This is a genomic window from Kribbella caucasensis (assembly GCF_004361855.1).
GTDB lineage: Bacteria > Actinomycetota > Actinomycetes > Propionibacteriales > Kribbellaceae > Kribbella > Kribbella caucasensis.
Genome location: NZ_SNWQ01000002.1, coordinates 255,233 through 268,729, shown reverse-complemented (window position 1 = coordinate 268,729; position 13,497 = coordinate 255,233). Strand labels below are relative to the sequence as shown.

The 13,497-nt window shown below is 68.4% G+C and carries 16 protein-coding genes; 2 read left to right on the top strand and 14 right to left on the bottom strand.

What is annotated here, in order from left to right; genetic code table 11:
* The 10 genes from EV643_RS05455 to EV643_RS05410 all read right to left on the bottom strand — a co-directional run bounded on the left by EV643_RS05455 (window position 1) and on the right by EV643_RS05410 (window position 8,239).
* A complete protein-coding gene (locus tag EV643_RS05455; protein WP_133798846.1) occupies window positions 1-912 on the bottom strand; it encodes a F0F1 ATP synthase subunit gamma in 912 nt (303 codons plus the stop codon).
* A gap of 6 nt (window positions 913-918) precedes the next feature.
* On the bottom strand, window positions 919-2,556 hold the full coding sequence (atpA, locus tag EV643_RS05450) for a F0F1 ATP synthase subunit alpha (RefSeq protein WP_133798845.1): 1,638 nt from the start codon (window positions 2,554-2,556) through the stop codon (window positions 919-921).
* An 89-nt stretch (window positions 2,557-2,645) separates the two neighbouring features.
* Window positions 2,646-3,443 carry a F0F1 ATP synthase subunit delta gene (locus EV643_RS05445; RefSeq protein ID WP_133798844.1) on the bottom strand — a complete coding sequence of 266 codons (798 nt, stop codon included), beginning with the start codon at window positions 3,441-3,443 and terminating at the stop codon, window positions 2,646-2,648.
* Window positions 3,443-4,015 (bottom strand): F0F1 ATP synthase subunit B, encoded by a 573-nt coding sequence (locus tag EV643_RS05440; protein WP_133798843.1) that lies wholly within the window; start codon window positions 4,013-4,015, stop codon window positions 3,443-3,445. Before EV643_RS05440 ends, EV643_RS05445 begins: the two co-directional genes overlap by 1 nt.
* A gap of 29 nt (window positions 4,016-4,044) precedes the next feature.
* On the bottom strand, window positions 4,045-4,269 hold the full coding sequence (gene atpE / locus EV643_RS05435; protein WP_133798842.1) for an ATP synthase F0 subunit C: 225 nt from the start codon (window positions 4,267-4,269) through the stop codon (window positions 4,045-4,047).
* Window positions 4,270-4,340: 71 nt separating this feature from the next.
* Window positions 4,341-5,123 carry a F0F1 ATP synthase subunit A gene (gene atpB / locus EV643_RS05430; protein WP_133798841.1) on the bottom strand — a complete coding sequence of 261 codons (783 nt, stop codon included), beginning with the start codon at window positions 5,121-5,123 and terminating at the stop codon, window positions 4,341-4,343.
* Between the two features lie 97 nt (window positions 5,124-5,220).
* Window positions 5,221-5,433 (bottom strand): hypothetical protein, encoded by a 213-nt coding sequence (locus EV643_RS05425; RefSeq protein WP_133798840.1) that lies wholly within the window; start codon window positions 5,431-5,433, stop codon window positions 5,221-5,223.
* Between the two features lie 126 nt (window positions 5,434-5,559).
* Window positions 5,560-6,024 carry a Cg1360 family ATP-synthase-associated protein gene (locus EV643_RS05420; protein ID WP_133798839.1) on the bottom strand — a complete coding sequence of 155 codons (465 nt, stop codon included), beginning with the start codon at window positions 6,022-6,024 and terminating at the stop codon, window positions 5,560-5,562.
* Window positions 6,025-6,233: 209 nt separating this feature from the next.
* The gene (locus EV643_RS05415; RefSeq protein WP_133798838.1) at window positions 6,234-7,352 is read right to left on the bottom strand and encodes a glycosyltransferase family 4 protein; all 1,119 of its coding nucleotides are present in this window, start codon (window positions 7,350-7,352) and stop codon (window positions 6,234-6,236) included.
* Window positions 7,352-8,239 carry an L-threonylcarbamoyladenylate synthase gene (locus EV643_RS05410; protein ID WP_238165378.1) on the bottom strand — a complete coding sequence of 296 codons (888 nt, stop codon included), beginning with the start codon at window positions 8,237-8,239 and terminating at the stop codon, window positions 7,352-7,354. Before EV643_RS05410 ends, EV643_RS05415 begins: the two co-directional genes overlap by 1 nt.
* 119 nt (window positions 8,240-8,358) lie before the next feature.
* Here EV643_RS05410 and EV643_RS05405 point away from each other — a divergent pair, with 119 nt between their 5' ends.
* Complete coding sequence (locus EV643_RS05405; protein WP_133798836.1) at window positions 8,359-9,372, top strand: adenosine deaminase; 1,014 nt, start codon at window positions 8,359-8,361, stop codon at window positions 9,370-9,372.
* Between the two features lie 206 nt (window positions 9,373-9,578).
* Here EV643_RS05405 and EV643_RS05400 read toward each other — a convergent pair whose 3' ends face one another.
* Window positions 9,579-10,082, bottom strand: coding sequence for a zeta toxin family protein (locus EV643_RS05400; RefSeq protein WP_133798835.1), 504 nt, complete (start codon window positions 10,080-10,082; stop codon window positions 9,579-9,581).
* The gene (locus EV643_RS05395; RefSeq protein WP_133798834.1) at window positions 10,079-10,372 is read right to left on the bottom strand and encodes a hypothetical protein; all 294 of its coding nucleotides are present in this window, start codon (window positions 10,370-10,372) and stop codon (window positions 10,079-10,081) included. Before EV643_RS05395 ends, EV643_RS05400 begins: the two co-directional genes overlap by 4 nt.
* A 165-nt stretch (window positions 10,373-10,537) precedes the next feature.
* Here EV643_RS05395 and EV643_RS05390 point away from each other — a divergent pair, with 165 nt between their 5' ends.
* Window positions 10,538-11,485 (top strand): hypothetical protein, encoded by a 948-nt coding sequence (locus tag EV643_RS05390; RefSeq protein ID WP_133798833.1) that lies wholly within the window; start codon window positions 10,538-10,540, stop codon window positions 11,483-11,485.
* On the opposite strand, the gene prmC is transcribed toward EV643_RS05390, so the two are convergent.
* On the bottom strand, window positions 11,476-12,315 hold the full coding sequence (gene prmC / locus EV643_RS05385) for a peptide chain release factor N(5)-glutamine methyltransferase (RefSeq protein ID WP_202869402.1): 840 nt from the start codon (window positions 12,313-12,315) through the stop codon (window positions 11,476-11,478). The genes EV643_RS05390 and prmC overlap by 10 nt on opposite strands.
* A complete protein-coding gene (gene prfA, locus EV643_RS05380; RefSeq protein WP_133798832.1) occupies window positions 12,312-13,391 on the bottom strand; it encodes a peptide chain release factor 1 in 1,080 nt (359 codons plus the stop codon). The genes prmC and prfA overlap by 4 nt, the downstream gene beginning before the upstream one ends.
* Between the last annotated feature and the right edge of the window lie 106 nt (window positions 13,392-13,497).

Genomic DNA, 13,497 nt, shown 5'->3' with positions numbered 1-13,497 from the left:
TCACTCGCTCCCGGCGGTCGCGTCGGCCAGCGCACCCGCGCCACCGACGATCTCGCTGATTTCCTGGGTAATTTGCGCCTGACGCGCCTGGTTGAACTCACGCGTCAGCGACTCGATCAGGTCCTGCGCGTTGTCCGTCGCGGACTTCATCGCCCGCTGCCGGCTGGCCAGCTCGGACGCGGCCGCCTGCAGCATGCAGTATTGGATCCGGCTGGCGACGTACTTCGGCAGCAGCGCGTCCAGCACGTCCTCGGCGGACGGCTCGAACTCGTACAGCGGCAGTACCTCGTCCTCGGCCGGCGGCTCCTCGCCCTCGACGACCTCCAGCGGCAGCAACCGGATCACGTCCGGCCGCTGGGTCAGCATCGACACGAACCGGGTGAAGACGATGTGGATCTCGTCCACGCCGCCCTCGTCGGTCGGGGTCAGGAAGGCCTCGATCAGCGCGTCGGCGATCTCCTTTGCCCGGGCGAAGCTCGGGGCGTCGGAGTCACCGCTCCACTGCTGCTGGACCTCCCGCTGCCGGAAGGTGTAGTAGGCGATCCCCTTGCGGCCGCTCAGGAACGGCACGATCTCCTTCTCGTCCTCGCGGAGCAGCTGGTTCAGCCGCTCACCCTCGCGGATGACGTTGGAGGAGTACGCGCCGGCCTGGCCGCGGTCGGAGGTGATCAGCAGCACCGCCGCCCGCCTCGGGTTCGGCTTCTCGGTGGTCAGCGGGTGGTCGACGTTCGAGAAAGTCGCCACCGCCGACACGGCACGGGTGAGCTCACGTGCGTACGGACCGGCCGCCTGGGCGCGTTGCTGCGCCTTCACGATCCGGGACGCCGCGATGAGCTCCATCGCGCGGGTGAGCTTCTTGATCGTCGAGACCGAGGCCCGGCGCTCGCGAAGCTCCCGCAGACTGGCTGGCATGGTTGATCAGCCCCGCTTCTGCCGGACGATCTGCTCCTGCTCCACGTCCGCCACGTCCATCGCCTCGGCCTCTTCCTTGCCGGCCAGCAGCTCGCCGGTACCAGTCTGGAAGGTCGGCTTGAACTCGTCCAGCGCCGCCGTCACGGCCTGCGCCGCGTCGTCGTCGAACAGGCCCGACTCACGGACGCTGTCGAGCACCTTGCTCTCGCGCCGCAGGTAGTCGAGGAACTCGCGCTCGAACCGGAGCACGTCCGAGGTCGGGACGTCGTCGAACTTGCCCGTCGTACCGGCCCAGATGGAGACCGTCTGCTCCTCGACCGGGTACGGCGAGTACTGCGGCTGACGGAGCAGCTCCACCAGTCGCTGGCCACGGTCGAGCTGCCGACGGGAGGTGGCGTCCAGGTCGGAGGCGAACATCGCGAACGCCTCCATCGCGCGGAACTGGGCCAGGTCCAGCTTCAGTGAGCCGGAGACCTTCTTCATGCCCTTGACCTGCGCGGCGCCGCCGACCCGGGACACCGAGATACCGACGTCGATGGCGGGGCGGATGTTGGCGTTGAACAGGTCGGACTGCAGGAAGATCTGGCCGTCGGTGATCGAGATGACGTTGGTCGGGATGAACGCCGACACGTCGTTGGCCTTGGTCTCGATGATCGGCAGACCGGTCATCGAACCGCCGCCGAACCCGTCGGACAGCTTCGCGCAGCGCTCCAGCAGGCGGCTGTGCAGGTAGAAGACGTCGCCCGGGTAGGCCTCGCGGCCCGGCGGGCGGCGCAGCAGCAGCGACATCGAGCGGTACGCCTCGGCCTGCTTGCTCAGGTCGTCGAACACGATCAGGACGTGCTTGCCCTGGTACATCCAGTGCTGGCCGATCGCCGAGCCGGTGTACGGCGCGACGTACTTGAAGCCGGCCGGGTCGGACGCCGGGGAGGCGACGATGGTGGTGTACGCCATCGCGCCGGCCTCTTCCAGCGCGCCGCGGACGGCGGCGATGGTCGAGCCCTTCTGGCCGATCGCGACGTAGATGCAGCGGACCTGCTTCTGCGGGTCGCCCGAGTCCCAGTTGGCCTTCTGGTTGATGATCGTGTCGACCGCGATCGCCGTCTTGCCGGTCTTGCGGTCGCCGATGATCAGCTGCCGCTGACCACGGCCGATCGGGATCATCCCGTCGATCGCCTTGATCCCGGTCTGCAGCGGCTCGCGGACCTCCTGGCGGTCCATCACGCCGGCCGCCTGCAGCTCGAGCGCGCGGGTGCCCTCGAGGTCCTTGATCTCACCGAGGCCGTCGATCGGCTTCCCCATCGGGTCGACCACGCGACCGAGGTAGCCCTCGCCGACACCGACCGACAGGACCTGGCCGGTCCGGCGGACCTGCTGGCCCTCCTCGATGCCGTCGAACTCACCGAGGACGACGACACCGATGTTGCGGACGTCGAGGTTCAGCGCGATGCCCTGGGTGCCGTCCTCGAACTCGAGCAGCTCGTTCGTCATCGCCGAGGGCAGGCCCTCGACGTGCGCGATACCGTCACCCGCGTCGACAACCGTGCCGACCTCTTCCCGGGTCGCCGTCTCCGGCTCGTAGCTGGAGACGAAGCGATCCAGGGCGTCCCGGATCTCCTCCGGCCTGATCGTGAGCTCCGCCATTTGCTTCCCTGCTTCCTTGACCTAGCTGGCCTGTTGTGGCTCCCGAGGCACTTGCCAGGCCTGGAAGCCGGATATGTCGTTGAGGTCAGTCAGCCCGCGATGCGCCGTTGCGCCTCGTCGAGCCTGGCCGCGATCGTTCCGTCGATCACTTCGTCACCGATGTCCACCCGTACGCCGCCGACGACGTCGGGGTCCACGATCACGTTCAGCTGGATGAGCCGACCGTACTGCCGGCCGAGCACCTCGGCGAGCCGGCTGCGTTCCGCCTCGCTCAGATCCGTGGCCACCCGTACGGTCGCGATGCTGGCGCTGCGCCGGGCCGCGGCGGCGACCTGGTAGGCCCGCATCGAGGCCGCGAAGCCGCGTCCCCGGCCGTCCACCGCGCGCTCGGCCAGCCGTACGCTGACGGGATCGGCCTTGCCCTGCAGCAGACCGCGGATCAGCTCCTGCCGCGGCCCGACCGGGATGTTGCGGTCGCTCAGCTTGTCGCTCAGCCTCCGCTCGGCCGCGACCACCCGGTCCAGCCGGAACAGCTCGTCCTCCACCTCGTCCAGCTTGCCCTGGCCGTCGGCGTACGCGACGTCGGCCTGCACGCTCAGCTCGTCCAGCGCGTTGCCGAGGTCCCGGCTGCTGACCCAGCGACCGCCGACCGCGGCGGTCAGGATCTGCTCCGCGGGGGCGGAGACCTTGCCGCCGAACAGCTGCTGGACCAGGCCGACGCGCTGGGCCGACGACCGCGCGGGGTCGGTCAGCGCCCGGCGCAGCGAGCCGTTGCCGTCGAGCACCCGGGCGATCGAGAACAGCTCCTCGCCGAGGGTTTCGGTGACGGTGACACCCGCCAGGGCCTCCGTGGCCCGGGCGAGTGACTCCTGCGACGCGCCGCGCATCAGCCGTCCGTTCCGACGGCCTGTCGCGCGGACTCCGACGCCTCGAGGTCCGCGAGGAACCGCTCGACGGTGCGACGCTGACGCGCCTCGTCCTCGAGCGACTCGCCGACGATCCGGCCGGCCAGCGTGGTCGCCATGTGGCCGACCTCGGAGCGCAGCGACGCGACCGCCTGGGCCCGCTCGGCGTCGATCTGGGTCCGGGCGTGGGTCACGATCCGATCGGCCTCGACCTTCGCCGTCTCGCGCATCTCCGCGATGATCTGCGCACCCTGCTCACGTGCGTCCTCGCGGATCTTGGCAGCCTCCTGGCGGGCCTCCGCCAGCTGCGCGTTGTACTTCTCCAGCGCCGCCTTCGCCTCGGCCTGAGCCTGCTTGGCCTCGTTCATCCCGCCTTCGATCGCCTGCGTCCGGTCGGCGTAAGCCTTCTCGAACCTGGGAACGACGTACTTGGCGAAGGCGAACGCCAGCAGGACCAGGAAGACGAAGCCGAAGATGATCTCGGCGGTGTGCGGCAGCAGCGGGCTGGTCTCTTCGCCTGCGGCCTCGCTGAGCGGGAGCAACAGTGTCGTCATGTCTGGGTCCTGTCAGTCAGGGGACTTGGTCAGCCCTGGAACACGAAGGCAAGGGCGATACCGATGATCGCCAGCACCTCGGTCACACCGAAGCCGATCCAGGCGATGGCCTGCAGCTTGCTCTGGGCCTCGGGCTGACGTGCCGTGCCGTTGATCACGGCGGAGAAGATCAGACCGACGCCGACGCCCGGGCCGATCGCAGCCAGGCCGTAGCCCAGGACAGCGATGTCACCGGTCATCTCGAGAGCGCTCATTGCTGGTTTTCCTTTCGGTACGGATAGCGACTATCCGGGTTTCCGTTACTACGGGACAGTGGGTGTGCGGATCAGTGCTCTTCGGCGATCGCGCTGCCGATGTACTGCGCGGTCAGCACGACGAAGATGTAGGCCTGGATGACCTGGACGAACAGCTCCAGCCCGGCGATCGCCAAGGCCATAAGCAGGGTGATGATGCCGACGCCGCCAAGTGCGAGGCTGCCGGAGTGCAGCAGCATGTACTCGCCGCCGAGGACGAACACCAGCAGCAGGATGTGACCGGCGAACATGTTGGCGAACAACCGCAGGCTCAGGGAGACCGGCCGGACCAGGATGTTCGAGATGAACTCGATCGGGATCATCAGCGGCATCAGCCAGCCCGGCACGCCGGCCGGCATCGTCTGGTGCTTGAAGTAACCCCAGACGCCGTGCTTGCGGATGCCGACCGCGTTGTAGATCACCCAGCTCATCACCGCGGCGACGTACGGCCAGCCGATGTGGCTGAAGGTCGGGAACTGGATCAGCGGGATCGTGGCCGCGACGTTGTTCAGCAGGATGAAGAAGAACAGGCCGCACAGGTACGGCACGTACTTCATGTGCTCCGGGCTGCCGATCATGTCCCGGGCGATCGAGTTGCGGACGAAGTTGTAGCCCAGCTCGCCGGCGAACTGCAGCTTGCTCGGCACAATCGCGGCCTTGCGGGACGCACCCCAGAAGAACCACAGGATGACGACCACCGACAGCGCGGCGACCAGGACCGGCTTGGTGAACCACTCGACGCCCGAAAAGATGGGCGGAAGGTCGAAGCTCTGTGGACCGGGTGGGATGAACTCGGTCGAAACGCCGGCGATCACCGGGTCTCCTCTCGCGTCGTGCTCAAGTCGTTCGCCGTAAGGCTCAGGGCAATGCGGCTCAGGGCATGGCGGTCAAAAACATCAGACCCGGCAGGGCTCAGGAGCGCCCGTACCGGAAGTGCAACATCGCGATGGTGAGCCCGGCACCGAGGACGATGCCCACCGGAAGGAAGAACGGGGTGCCCAGCCAGCGATCCAGCCCGAATCCGATGCCGCCGTACACGACGATGCCACCGATCAGGTAGGACAGGACCCGCCAGCCGTCGCCCGAGGTGTTCGGTGTCGGCTTCGGATCCTGGTGCTGGCTCATGAGCACCCGAAACGTACCAGCCGGTGACGCGCCGGGTCACATCGGCACCCGTTTGGTCGCCCACATCCCTTGTCACGATAGGGCTAGCCGTCTTTTTGGGGCTTACCTGGCTGTTACGCACCGTGCTCATGCGGTCACCTCGTTGTCGAGGTCGTAGATCGGCACCCGCAGCCGGGACCAGGCCCAGATCTCGCCGGCCATCCAGCCCATCACGACCACCAGCGCGCTGATCCCGAGGGCGGTCAGGTTGACGTTCCGGGCCAGGCTTTCGGAGTTCAGGGCGAGGGCCAGCAGGCCACCGAAGATCGCGATCCGGCCGGTGTAGGAGGCCATCGCGATACCGAGTTGTGCGGTCGGCGTCGCGCGCCGGGAAAGGTGCAGGGCAACCAGACCCGCGCCGGAGAAGACGATCACCATCAGCAGACCCAGCAGCGCGCCCAGCAGACCCTTGAGTCCGGCGGCGACAGCGGCGACGGCGGCCGTGTTCACGCCGACGACCACAGCGGCGACGAGAGCGCCGCGCAGCATCGCCAATGCCGGATGCCGTGTGGCCTGGCCGGCTGTTTTCTGGCCACTTCCTAGAGGAGCCATAACTGGTGGTTCCGTCCTGCTGGCGACCCGGGTTTGTGGCCCGGTCGTCGGGTGGGCGGGGTCAGGGGTGACACTGTTCTTTGCTGGTGCTTGTGAAAACTAGCACAAAGTCTGCACGGTCAGCAAAACGGGCCCTGTTCCCGCTGTACGCGAACACCCTATCGGTAGCCCAGCCCCGTCACTGGTCTGGTCCCTACCCGGACCTTGACTCAGACCTTGGCGAGGGGTCTTGGGGTACGGCGCGGGAGGCCTGTGGTGAGGACGATCGCGGTGACTGCGACGGCCAGGACGAGGAGGACCGTCCACCAGGACAGGAGCAGGCCGAGGACGACGACGCCGAAGGCGATCAGGGCGGTCCAGAGGTACATCAGCAGGACGGCGCGACGGTGCGAGTGACCGCGTTGCATGAGCCGGTGGTGCAGGTGCAGTTTGTCGGCGGCGAACGGGGAACGCCCGGCCTTGGTCCGGCGGATGTAGGCCAGCGTCAGGTCCAGCGCCGGGATCGCGAGGACGGCGATCGGCAGGATCAGAGGCAGCAATGCGGGCAGCAGACTCGAGCCGCCGACCTCGTACGGGACGGCGTTCGGGTCCATCTGGCCGGTCAGGCTGATCGTGGACGCGGCCAGCATCAGGCCGATCAGCAGCGCGCCCGAGTCACCCATGAAAACCCTGGCGGGGAAGAAGTTGTGCGGCAGGAAGCCGAGACAGGCGCCGGCCAGCGCGACCGTGATCAGGGTCGAGGTGGTGGCGCGGTCGAGGTTCTGCTCGACGTTCAGCAGGTACGAGTAGGTGAAGAACGCGGTGGCGCCGATCGCGGTGACGCCGGCGGCGAGACCGTCCAAGCCGTCGACGAAGTTCACCGCGTTGCAGGAGACCAGCAGGATGCCCGCGGTCACCACGGCGAGCTGCGCGGGCGGTGGCGAGAGAATGCCGCCGGGCAACGGGATCCAGTACAACTGGATGCCCTGGACAACGAGTACCCCGACGGCGAGCACCATCCCGGCCAGCTTGGTGATCGGGTCGAGCTCGACCAGGTCGTCGACCACACCGACGGCGCAGATGACAACACCGCCGAGCAGGATCGCGCGGGCGTCGTGGGCGACCTGCAGGCTGTTGCCGAGGAACGGCAGGCTGGAGGCGACCGCGAAACCGGCGATCAGGCCGCCGAGGATGGAGACGCCGCCGAAGTACGGGATCGGGACCTTGTGCACGTCCCGGGTGCGGACCCGGGCGACCGCTCCGTAGCGCAGCGCGATCTGCCGGGCCACGCCGGTCAACAGGAAGGTCGTGGCCATCGCCACGAACAGGACCAGCAGATACTCGCGCACTAGTCCGCAGGCCTCACATCAGGAGTCTTGTCGTCGGCCGGCTTCTCGTCCACCGGCTCTTCCTTGGACGCCTCGGCGGCGGGTTCGGTTGGCTCCTCGTCCGCAGGCTTGTCCTCGATCGACTTCTCGTCCGCGGGCTTGTCCTCGGCCGGCTTCTCGTCCACCGGCTTCTCGTCCGCGGGCTTGTCCTCGGCGGGCTTGTCTTCGGCCGGCTTCTCCTCGTCTTCGGCCTTCTCGTCCTGCTCGAGGTCGGTCGTGGCTTCGGGGACGATCTTGCGGATGTCCTGCATCGAGAGTGCGCCGATGCGGACCACGTGCGGGATGTCGCCGGTCAGGTCGACGATGGTGGACGGCTGCCCGCCGGTCGACATACCGCCGTCCAGGTAGACCGCGACGGCGTCCTGCAGTTGTTCCTCGGCGTCGTACACGTCCAGCGCCGCCGGCTGCCCGCTCTTGTTGGCCGAACTGACCGCGAGCGGCCCGGTCCGGGACAGCAGTTCCCGGGTGTTCTCGTGATCCGGCACCCGAAGCGCGACCGTCCCCTGGGTGTCACCGAGGTCCCACATCAACGAGCCCTGCGCATGGCAGATCACCGTCAGCGGCCCGGGCCAGAACTCCTCGCACAACCGCCGGCCGGTATCGGGCACATCGGTGGCGAGCGCGTCGAGCGACTCGACGACGGAGATCAGCACCGGCGGCGGCATGTCCCGGCCCCGGCCCTTGGCGTCCAGCAGCCGTTGGACCGCGTCGGACTTGAAGGCATCCGCGGCCAGCCCGTACACCGTGTCGGTCGGCAGCACGACCAGGTCACCGGCCTCGATCGCGTCCACGGCGGCCCGGTACGCAGGCGCCAACTCGTCACCGGTGAAATCAAAGCGCTCGCTCACGCAGTGAATCGTGCCACCCACCTGGTCACCCGCTCCACTTGACCCACCCAAGCGCATCCCTGACAACCGAATGTCAGGAATCGAGCGGCCGATCCGCAGGCCTGCCTAGGATCGCGGCCATGACTTTGTCGCGGGAGTTCCTGGCCGGCCTGCCGAAGGCCGAACTGCATGTCCACCACGTCGGGTCCGCATCGCCGCGGATCGTCGCCGAGCTCGCCGCCCGGCATCCGGAGTCGCCGGTGCCCACCGACCCGGCCGCGGTGGCGGAGTACTTCACCTTCACCGATTTCGCGAAGTTCATCGAGATCTACCTGACCGTCGTCGACCTGATCAAGACGCCCGAAGACGTCCGGCTGCTCACGTACGAGATCGCTCGCGAGATGGCGGCGCAGAACATCCGGTACTCCGAGCTGACGGTCACGCCGCACACGTCGGGGCTCCGGGGCATCGCGGCGGAGGCGTTCTGCGAGGCGATCGAGGACGCCCGGACCGCGGCCGAGAAGGAGCTCGGCATCACGCTGCGGTGGATCTTCGACATCCCCGGCGAGTCCGGTCTGCCGGCCGCCGAGGAGACGTTGCGGATCGCGACCAAGATCCGCCCGGACGGCCTGGTCGGGTTCGGCCTCGGCGGCCCGGAGGTCGGCGTACCGCGGCCCCAGTTCGCCCCGTACTTCGAGGCCGCGCTGGCTGCCGGTCTGCACAGCGTGCCGCACGCGGGTGAGACCACCGGGCCGGAGACGATCTGGGACGCGCTGCGCGTGCTCAAGGCCGAGCGGATCGGCCACGGCACGTCGGCCATGCAGGACCCGGCGCTGGTCGACTACCTGGCCACGCACCGGATCCCGCTCGAGGTCAGCCCGACGTCGAACATCGCGACCCAGGCGGTCCCCTCGTACGCCGAGCACCCGCTGCCCGCGATGGTCGACGCCGGCCTGGTGGTCACCATCAACTCCGACGACCCGCCGATGTTCGGCACCGATCTGACCAACGAGTACGTCGTGGCGTCGGAGTTGCTCGGCCTGGACGAACAGGGCGCCGCCGAGCTCGCCCGGACCGCCGTACGGGTGTCGTTCGCCGAGGACTCGGTGAAGAACGCCGTGATCGCGGAGATCGACGCCTACGTGAAGGCCTAGGCTCCTACTCGCCGGTGCCGCGCGGGTCACGTGCCGGACCGGGAGCCTGGCTACGGTGAGAGAGATGTGCGGGCGGGACCGCGCCGCCCTCCGGCTGTGAGCTGGACTCGGGCCCAGGCGCAGAGATGTCCCGCGGTGAAGCCTGTTCGGTCTGCAACCGGACTGCGAACCCTTGCCAGTTGTGAGGCGGTTGGCCGGGCGGTCGATCAACAGACTGACCGGCCGACTGCTGCTGCGCTGGCTGCTGTACCTCCTGCGAAGGCGGCGGCCACTGCTGCCGCGAACGCGACCTCGACGCGGTACCCCTTGGCCTGGAACTGCCTCATCAGGTCGAGGTCGTACTGCCCCGAGATCGGGAAGGGCACGACAACGTCCATACGCCGGGCCTGCACATCATGGAGGGCCCATCCGCGCCAGGTCGCAGCATCCTCGCCATAGACTCCGGACGCGGTGTAGTCGTTCTCGAGAGCGCCACTCGCATAGTTGGGGTGCTTGTCGAGCAGTTCATCGTGGTCGAGGACGTAGGCCTTCTTCATACCGAGGCGCTCCATCGCCGCGGCCTGCATGGTGGTCTTCCCCGCGCCGGGCTGTCCGGCGATGAACAGGACGGTGGGCTGCCTCAGCAACCGGGACCGGCGGTGGTTGAAGATCCCGCTGCGGATCCGCCGCAGGTAGAACTCCTGCAGCTTGTCCGGCGAGAGCTTGCTCACACCTCACCGGCGCGGACCCGAGCCAGCAGCCCGGAGAACTCGGCGTTGATCCTCGCGATCTCGTCCTTCGCGTCGGGCGACAGGTTGCGCCGGAGCTCCTCGTACTCCGCGGACACGTCCGCCAGGCGGTCGGCCTCGGCATCGTTACCAGCGGCCTCGGCGGCGCCGATGCGAGCGCTGTACGCCGCGATCACGGCGCCGATCCGATTGCGAGCCGACTCGAATGCGCGCTCGTCGTCAAACGACCAGCGCGGGTCCGGCTGCGCGCTCTTGTTCCCCGTCTCCGTCACGTCTGGCCTCATCGTCGCCCGTGGACACCGCGTCCACGCGGAGCCAGATTCTATCGGCGAGCAGCGCCAGGAAACCCGTAGGCCTCGGGCAAGGAGCTCCCGCTCGAGGTCAGCACGCCGACGTTGAGGGGTTGCGTGCAGGCTGTCGCGTGGTTCCCTGGTTCGGTGCCTTCCTCGCGAAAGCTCCCTGCCGCCACAGCGGCCGTGGCGCTGGTGCTAGGCGCAGTCGCCGCGTGTACCGATGCCCCCGCCGACGTAGGTGCGACGCCATCGGTTGGTAAGTCCACACCCAGCACGCCCACGCCCGCGGCCCCAGCGGATGGTGAGTTGCCGCGCGGTGGGCGGACGATCTTCCCGAAGTACCAGCTGGTCGGGTACGTCGGGTTCCCGGGCTCGGCCGCGCTCGGGCCGCTGGACAAGGACCTGGACACGAAGGCGGCCAGGCTGGAGACGCTGGCCAAGTCGTACGCCTACGGCCGCACCCCGCAACCGGTGATGGAACTCATCGTGGTGATCGCGAAGGAGAAGCCCGGCAGGGACCGCATGTACCGCGGCTGGCTCGAAGACGACAAGATCCAGGAGTACCTCGACGTCGCCCGCAAACACCGGGCGCTGCTGCTGCTCGACGTGCAGCCCGGTCGCGCGGACATCGTCACCGAGGTGAGGCGGTTGGAGAAGTGGCTCGACGAACCGGATGTCGGGCTCGCCTTCGATCCCGAGTGGGCGGTCGGCCCGAACCAGGTGCCCGGCCGGGTCTTCGGCCACACCAGCGGCGCCGAGCTCGACGAGATCGCGTCGTACCTGTCCGGTCTGGTGAAGCAGCACGATCTGCCCGAGAAGCTCTTCGTCTTCCACCAGTTGTCGACCCGGATCATCAGCCAGGAGAAGGCGCTGAGACAGCACCCCGGCGTGGTGATGATCAAGTCCGTCGACGGCATCGGCCATCGCAAGAACAAGGAATCCACCTGGACCAAGCTCACCACGACGATGGCGCCCGATGTCCATGCGGGCTTCAAAGTCTTCTACAAAGAAGACGCCCGGCACGGCCCACTCATGACACCCCAACAGGTCATGTCCCTCAAGCCCCGCCCGGAGTTCGTCGTCTACGAGTGAATGCGGCGGCCGGTGGTGAAGCGGTGGCGGCCGGAGAGGTCGAGTTGGTCGCGGACCTCGGTGAAGAGGCCGGTGGCTGCGAAGACGGCGGGGGCCGACTCGCCTTGGACGTCGGCGTGTTCGCAGCCGAACCAGCCACCGGGTCTGAGCAGCCGGCCGGCGGTCGCGGCGACGACCTTGATCTCGTCGAGGCCGTCGTCACCGGACCACAGGGCCAGCGCGGGGTCGTGGTCGCGCACCTCGGTGGTGACGGATTCCCAGGCGGTCAACGGGATGTACGGCGGGTTGGCGATCACCGCGTCGACCCGGCCGTCCAGTTCCGGGAGGCAACCGTCGATGTCGCGCTCGTGCAGGGTCGCACCGGTTCCTTCGAGGTTGCGGCGAGCCCAGACACACGCTTCGGGCGACAGTTCGACCGCGTGCACGGTGCTGTCGGGGCGTTCGGTGGCGACCGCACCCGCGATTGCGCCGGAACCGGAGCACAGGTCGACCACCAGCGGCGACTTCACGTCGGCCAGCCGATCGAGGATCCAGCCGACCAGTACTTCGGTCTCGGGGCGCGGCACGAAGACGCCGGGGCCGACCGCGAGCTCGCGGTACCGGAACGCGGCTGTGCCAGTCAGGTGTTGCAGCGGTTCGCGTTGTGCTCGGCGCGCCACCAACTCGTCGTACCGGGTCTGCTGGTCGGCGGTGATCTCGATCAGGCTCAGGCGAGTCCGGGAGACGCCGCAGACGAAGGCGAGGAGTTCGGTGGCGTCGTAGTCGGGTGAGGCGACGCCCGCATCGGCCAGCCGGGTGGAGGCGGCGGCGATGAGTTGGCGTGCGTTCACCGGGAGGACTCGACCGCGTCCAGCCGGGCGGCCATGTCGGCGTCGGTCAGCGCCTGGATCACCGGGGCCAGGTCGCCGCCGAGGACCTGGTCGAGGTTGTGCGCCTTGTAGCCGACGCGGTGGTCGGAGAAACGGTTCTCCGGGAAGTTGTAGGTGCGGACCCGCTCGGACCGGTCGACCGTGCGGATCTGCGAACGGCGGGCGTCCGATGCTTCCTGATCGGCGGCTTCCTGAGCGGCGGCGAGCAGCCGGGAGCGGAGTACGCGCATGGCCTGTTCGCGGTTCTGCAGCTGGGATTTCTCGTTCTGCATCGAGACCACGATGCCGGTCGGCAGGTGGGTGATCCGGACCGCGGAGTCGGTGGTGTTGACGCTCTGACCGCCTGGACCGGACGAGCGGAAGACATCGATGCGCAGGTCGTTGGCGTCGATCTCCACGTCGACCTCCTCGGCCTCCGGGAGCACCAGCACACCGGCCGCGGAGGTGTGGATCCGGCCCTGCGACTCGGTCACCGGCACCCGCTGGACCCGGTGCACGCCGCCTTCGAACTTCAGCTTCGCGTACGGCGCTTCGCCGGGCTCGGGGGTTCCTTTGGCCTTCACCGCGACGGTGATCGACTTGTAGCCGCCCAGGTCGGACTCGGCGGAGTCCAGCACCTCGGTCTTCCAGTTCTGCGACTCGGCGTACTTCAGGTACATCTTCAGCAGATCGCCCGCGAACAGGGCCGACTCGTCGCCGCCCTCGCCGGCCTTGATCTCGAGGATCGCGTCCTTGTCGTCGCCCGGGTCGCGTGGGACCAGGAGCAGCCGGAGTTTCTCGGCCAGCTCCTCGCGGCGGGTCGCCAGCTTCGCGGCCTCGTCGGCGAACGCCGGGTCCTCGGCGGCGAGTTCGTTGGCGGCCTCGATGTCGTCGGCGGTCTGCAGCCACTCGTCATACGTGCGGACCACCGGGGCCAGCGCGGCGTACCGCTTGCCGACCTTGCGGGCCTGGGCCTGGTCGGAGTGCAGGTCGGGGTCGGACATCCGCCGTTCCAGGTCGGCGTACTCGGCCTTCAGGGTCTGTACGGCCTCGAACATCTGGGCACTCCCTTCTTGGTGAGGACACAGCCAGCAGTCAGGTGTGTGGACACAGAAACCGCGCGCCGGTCCGCTGCGACCCCTCAGCGGGGGCGCGGACCGGCGC

Bases quoted from the DNA above. Each gene is read 5' to 3' on its own strand.
- EV643_RS05445 (WP_133798844.1), bottom strand. From the start codon at position 3,443: ATGCGCGGCGCGTCGCAGGAGTCACTCGCCCGGGCCACGGAGGCCCTG.
- atpA (WP_133798845.1), bottom strand. From the start codon at position 2,556: ATGGCGGAGCTCACGATCAGGCCGGAGGAGATCCGGGACGCCCTGGAT.
- prfA (WP_133798832.1), bottom strand. From the start codon at position 13,391: ATGTTCGAGGCCGTACAGACCCTGAAGGCCGAGTACGCCGACCTGGAA.
- EV643_RS05425 (WP_133798840.1), bottom strand. From the start codon at position 5,433: ATGAGCCAGCACCAGGATCCGAAGCCGACACCGAACACCTCGGGCGAC.
- EV643_RS05420 (WP_133798839.1), bottom strand. From the start codon at position 6,024: ATGGCTCCTCTAGGAAGTGGCCAGAAAACAGCCGGCCAGGCCACACGG.
- EV643_RS05405 (WP_133798836.1), top strand. From the start codon at position 8,359: ATGACTTTGTCGCGGGAGTTCCTGGCCGGCCTGCCGAAGGCCGAACTG.
- atpE (WP_133798842.1), bottom strand. From the start codon at position 4,269: ATGAGCGCTCTCGAGATGACCGGTGACATCGCTGTCCTGGGCTACGGC.
- EV643_RS05455 (WP_133798846.1), bottom strand. From the start codon at position 912: ATGCCAGCCAGTCTGCGGGAGCTTCGCGAGCGCCGGGCCTCGGTCTCG.
- EV643_RS05440 (WP_133798843.1), bottom strand. From the start codon at position 4,015: ATGACGACACTGTTGCTCCCGCTCAGCGAGGCCGCAGGCGAAGAGACC.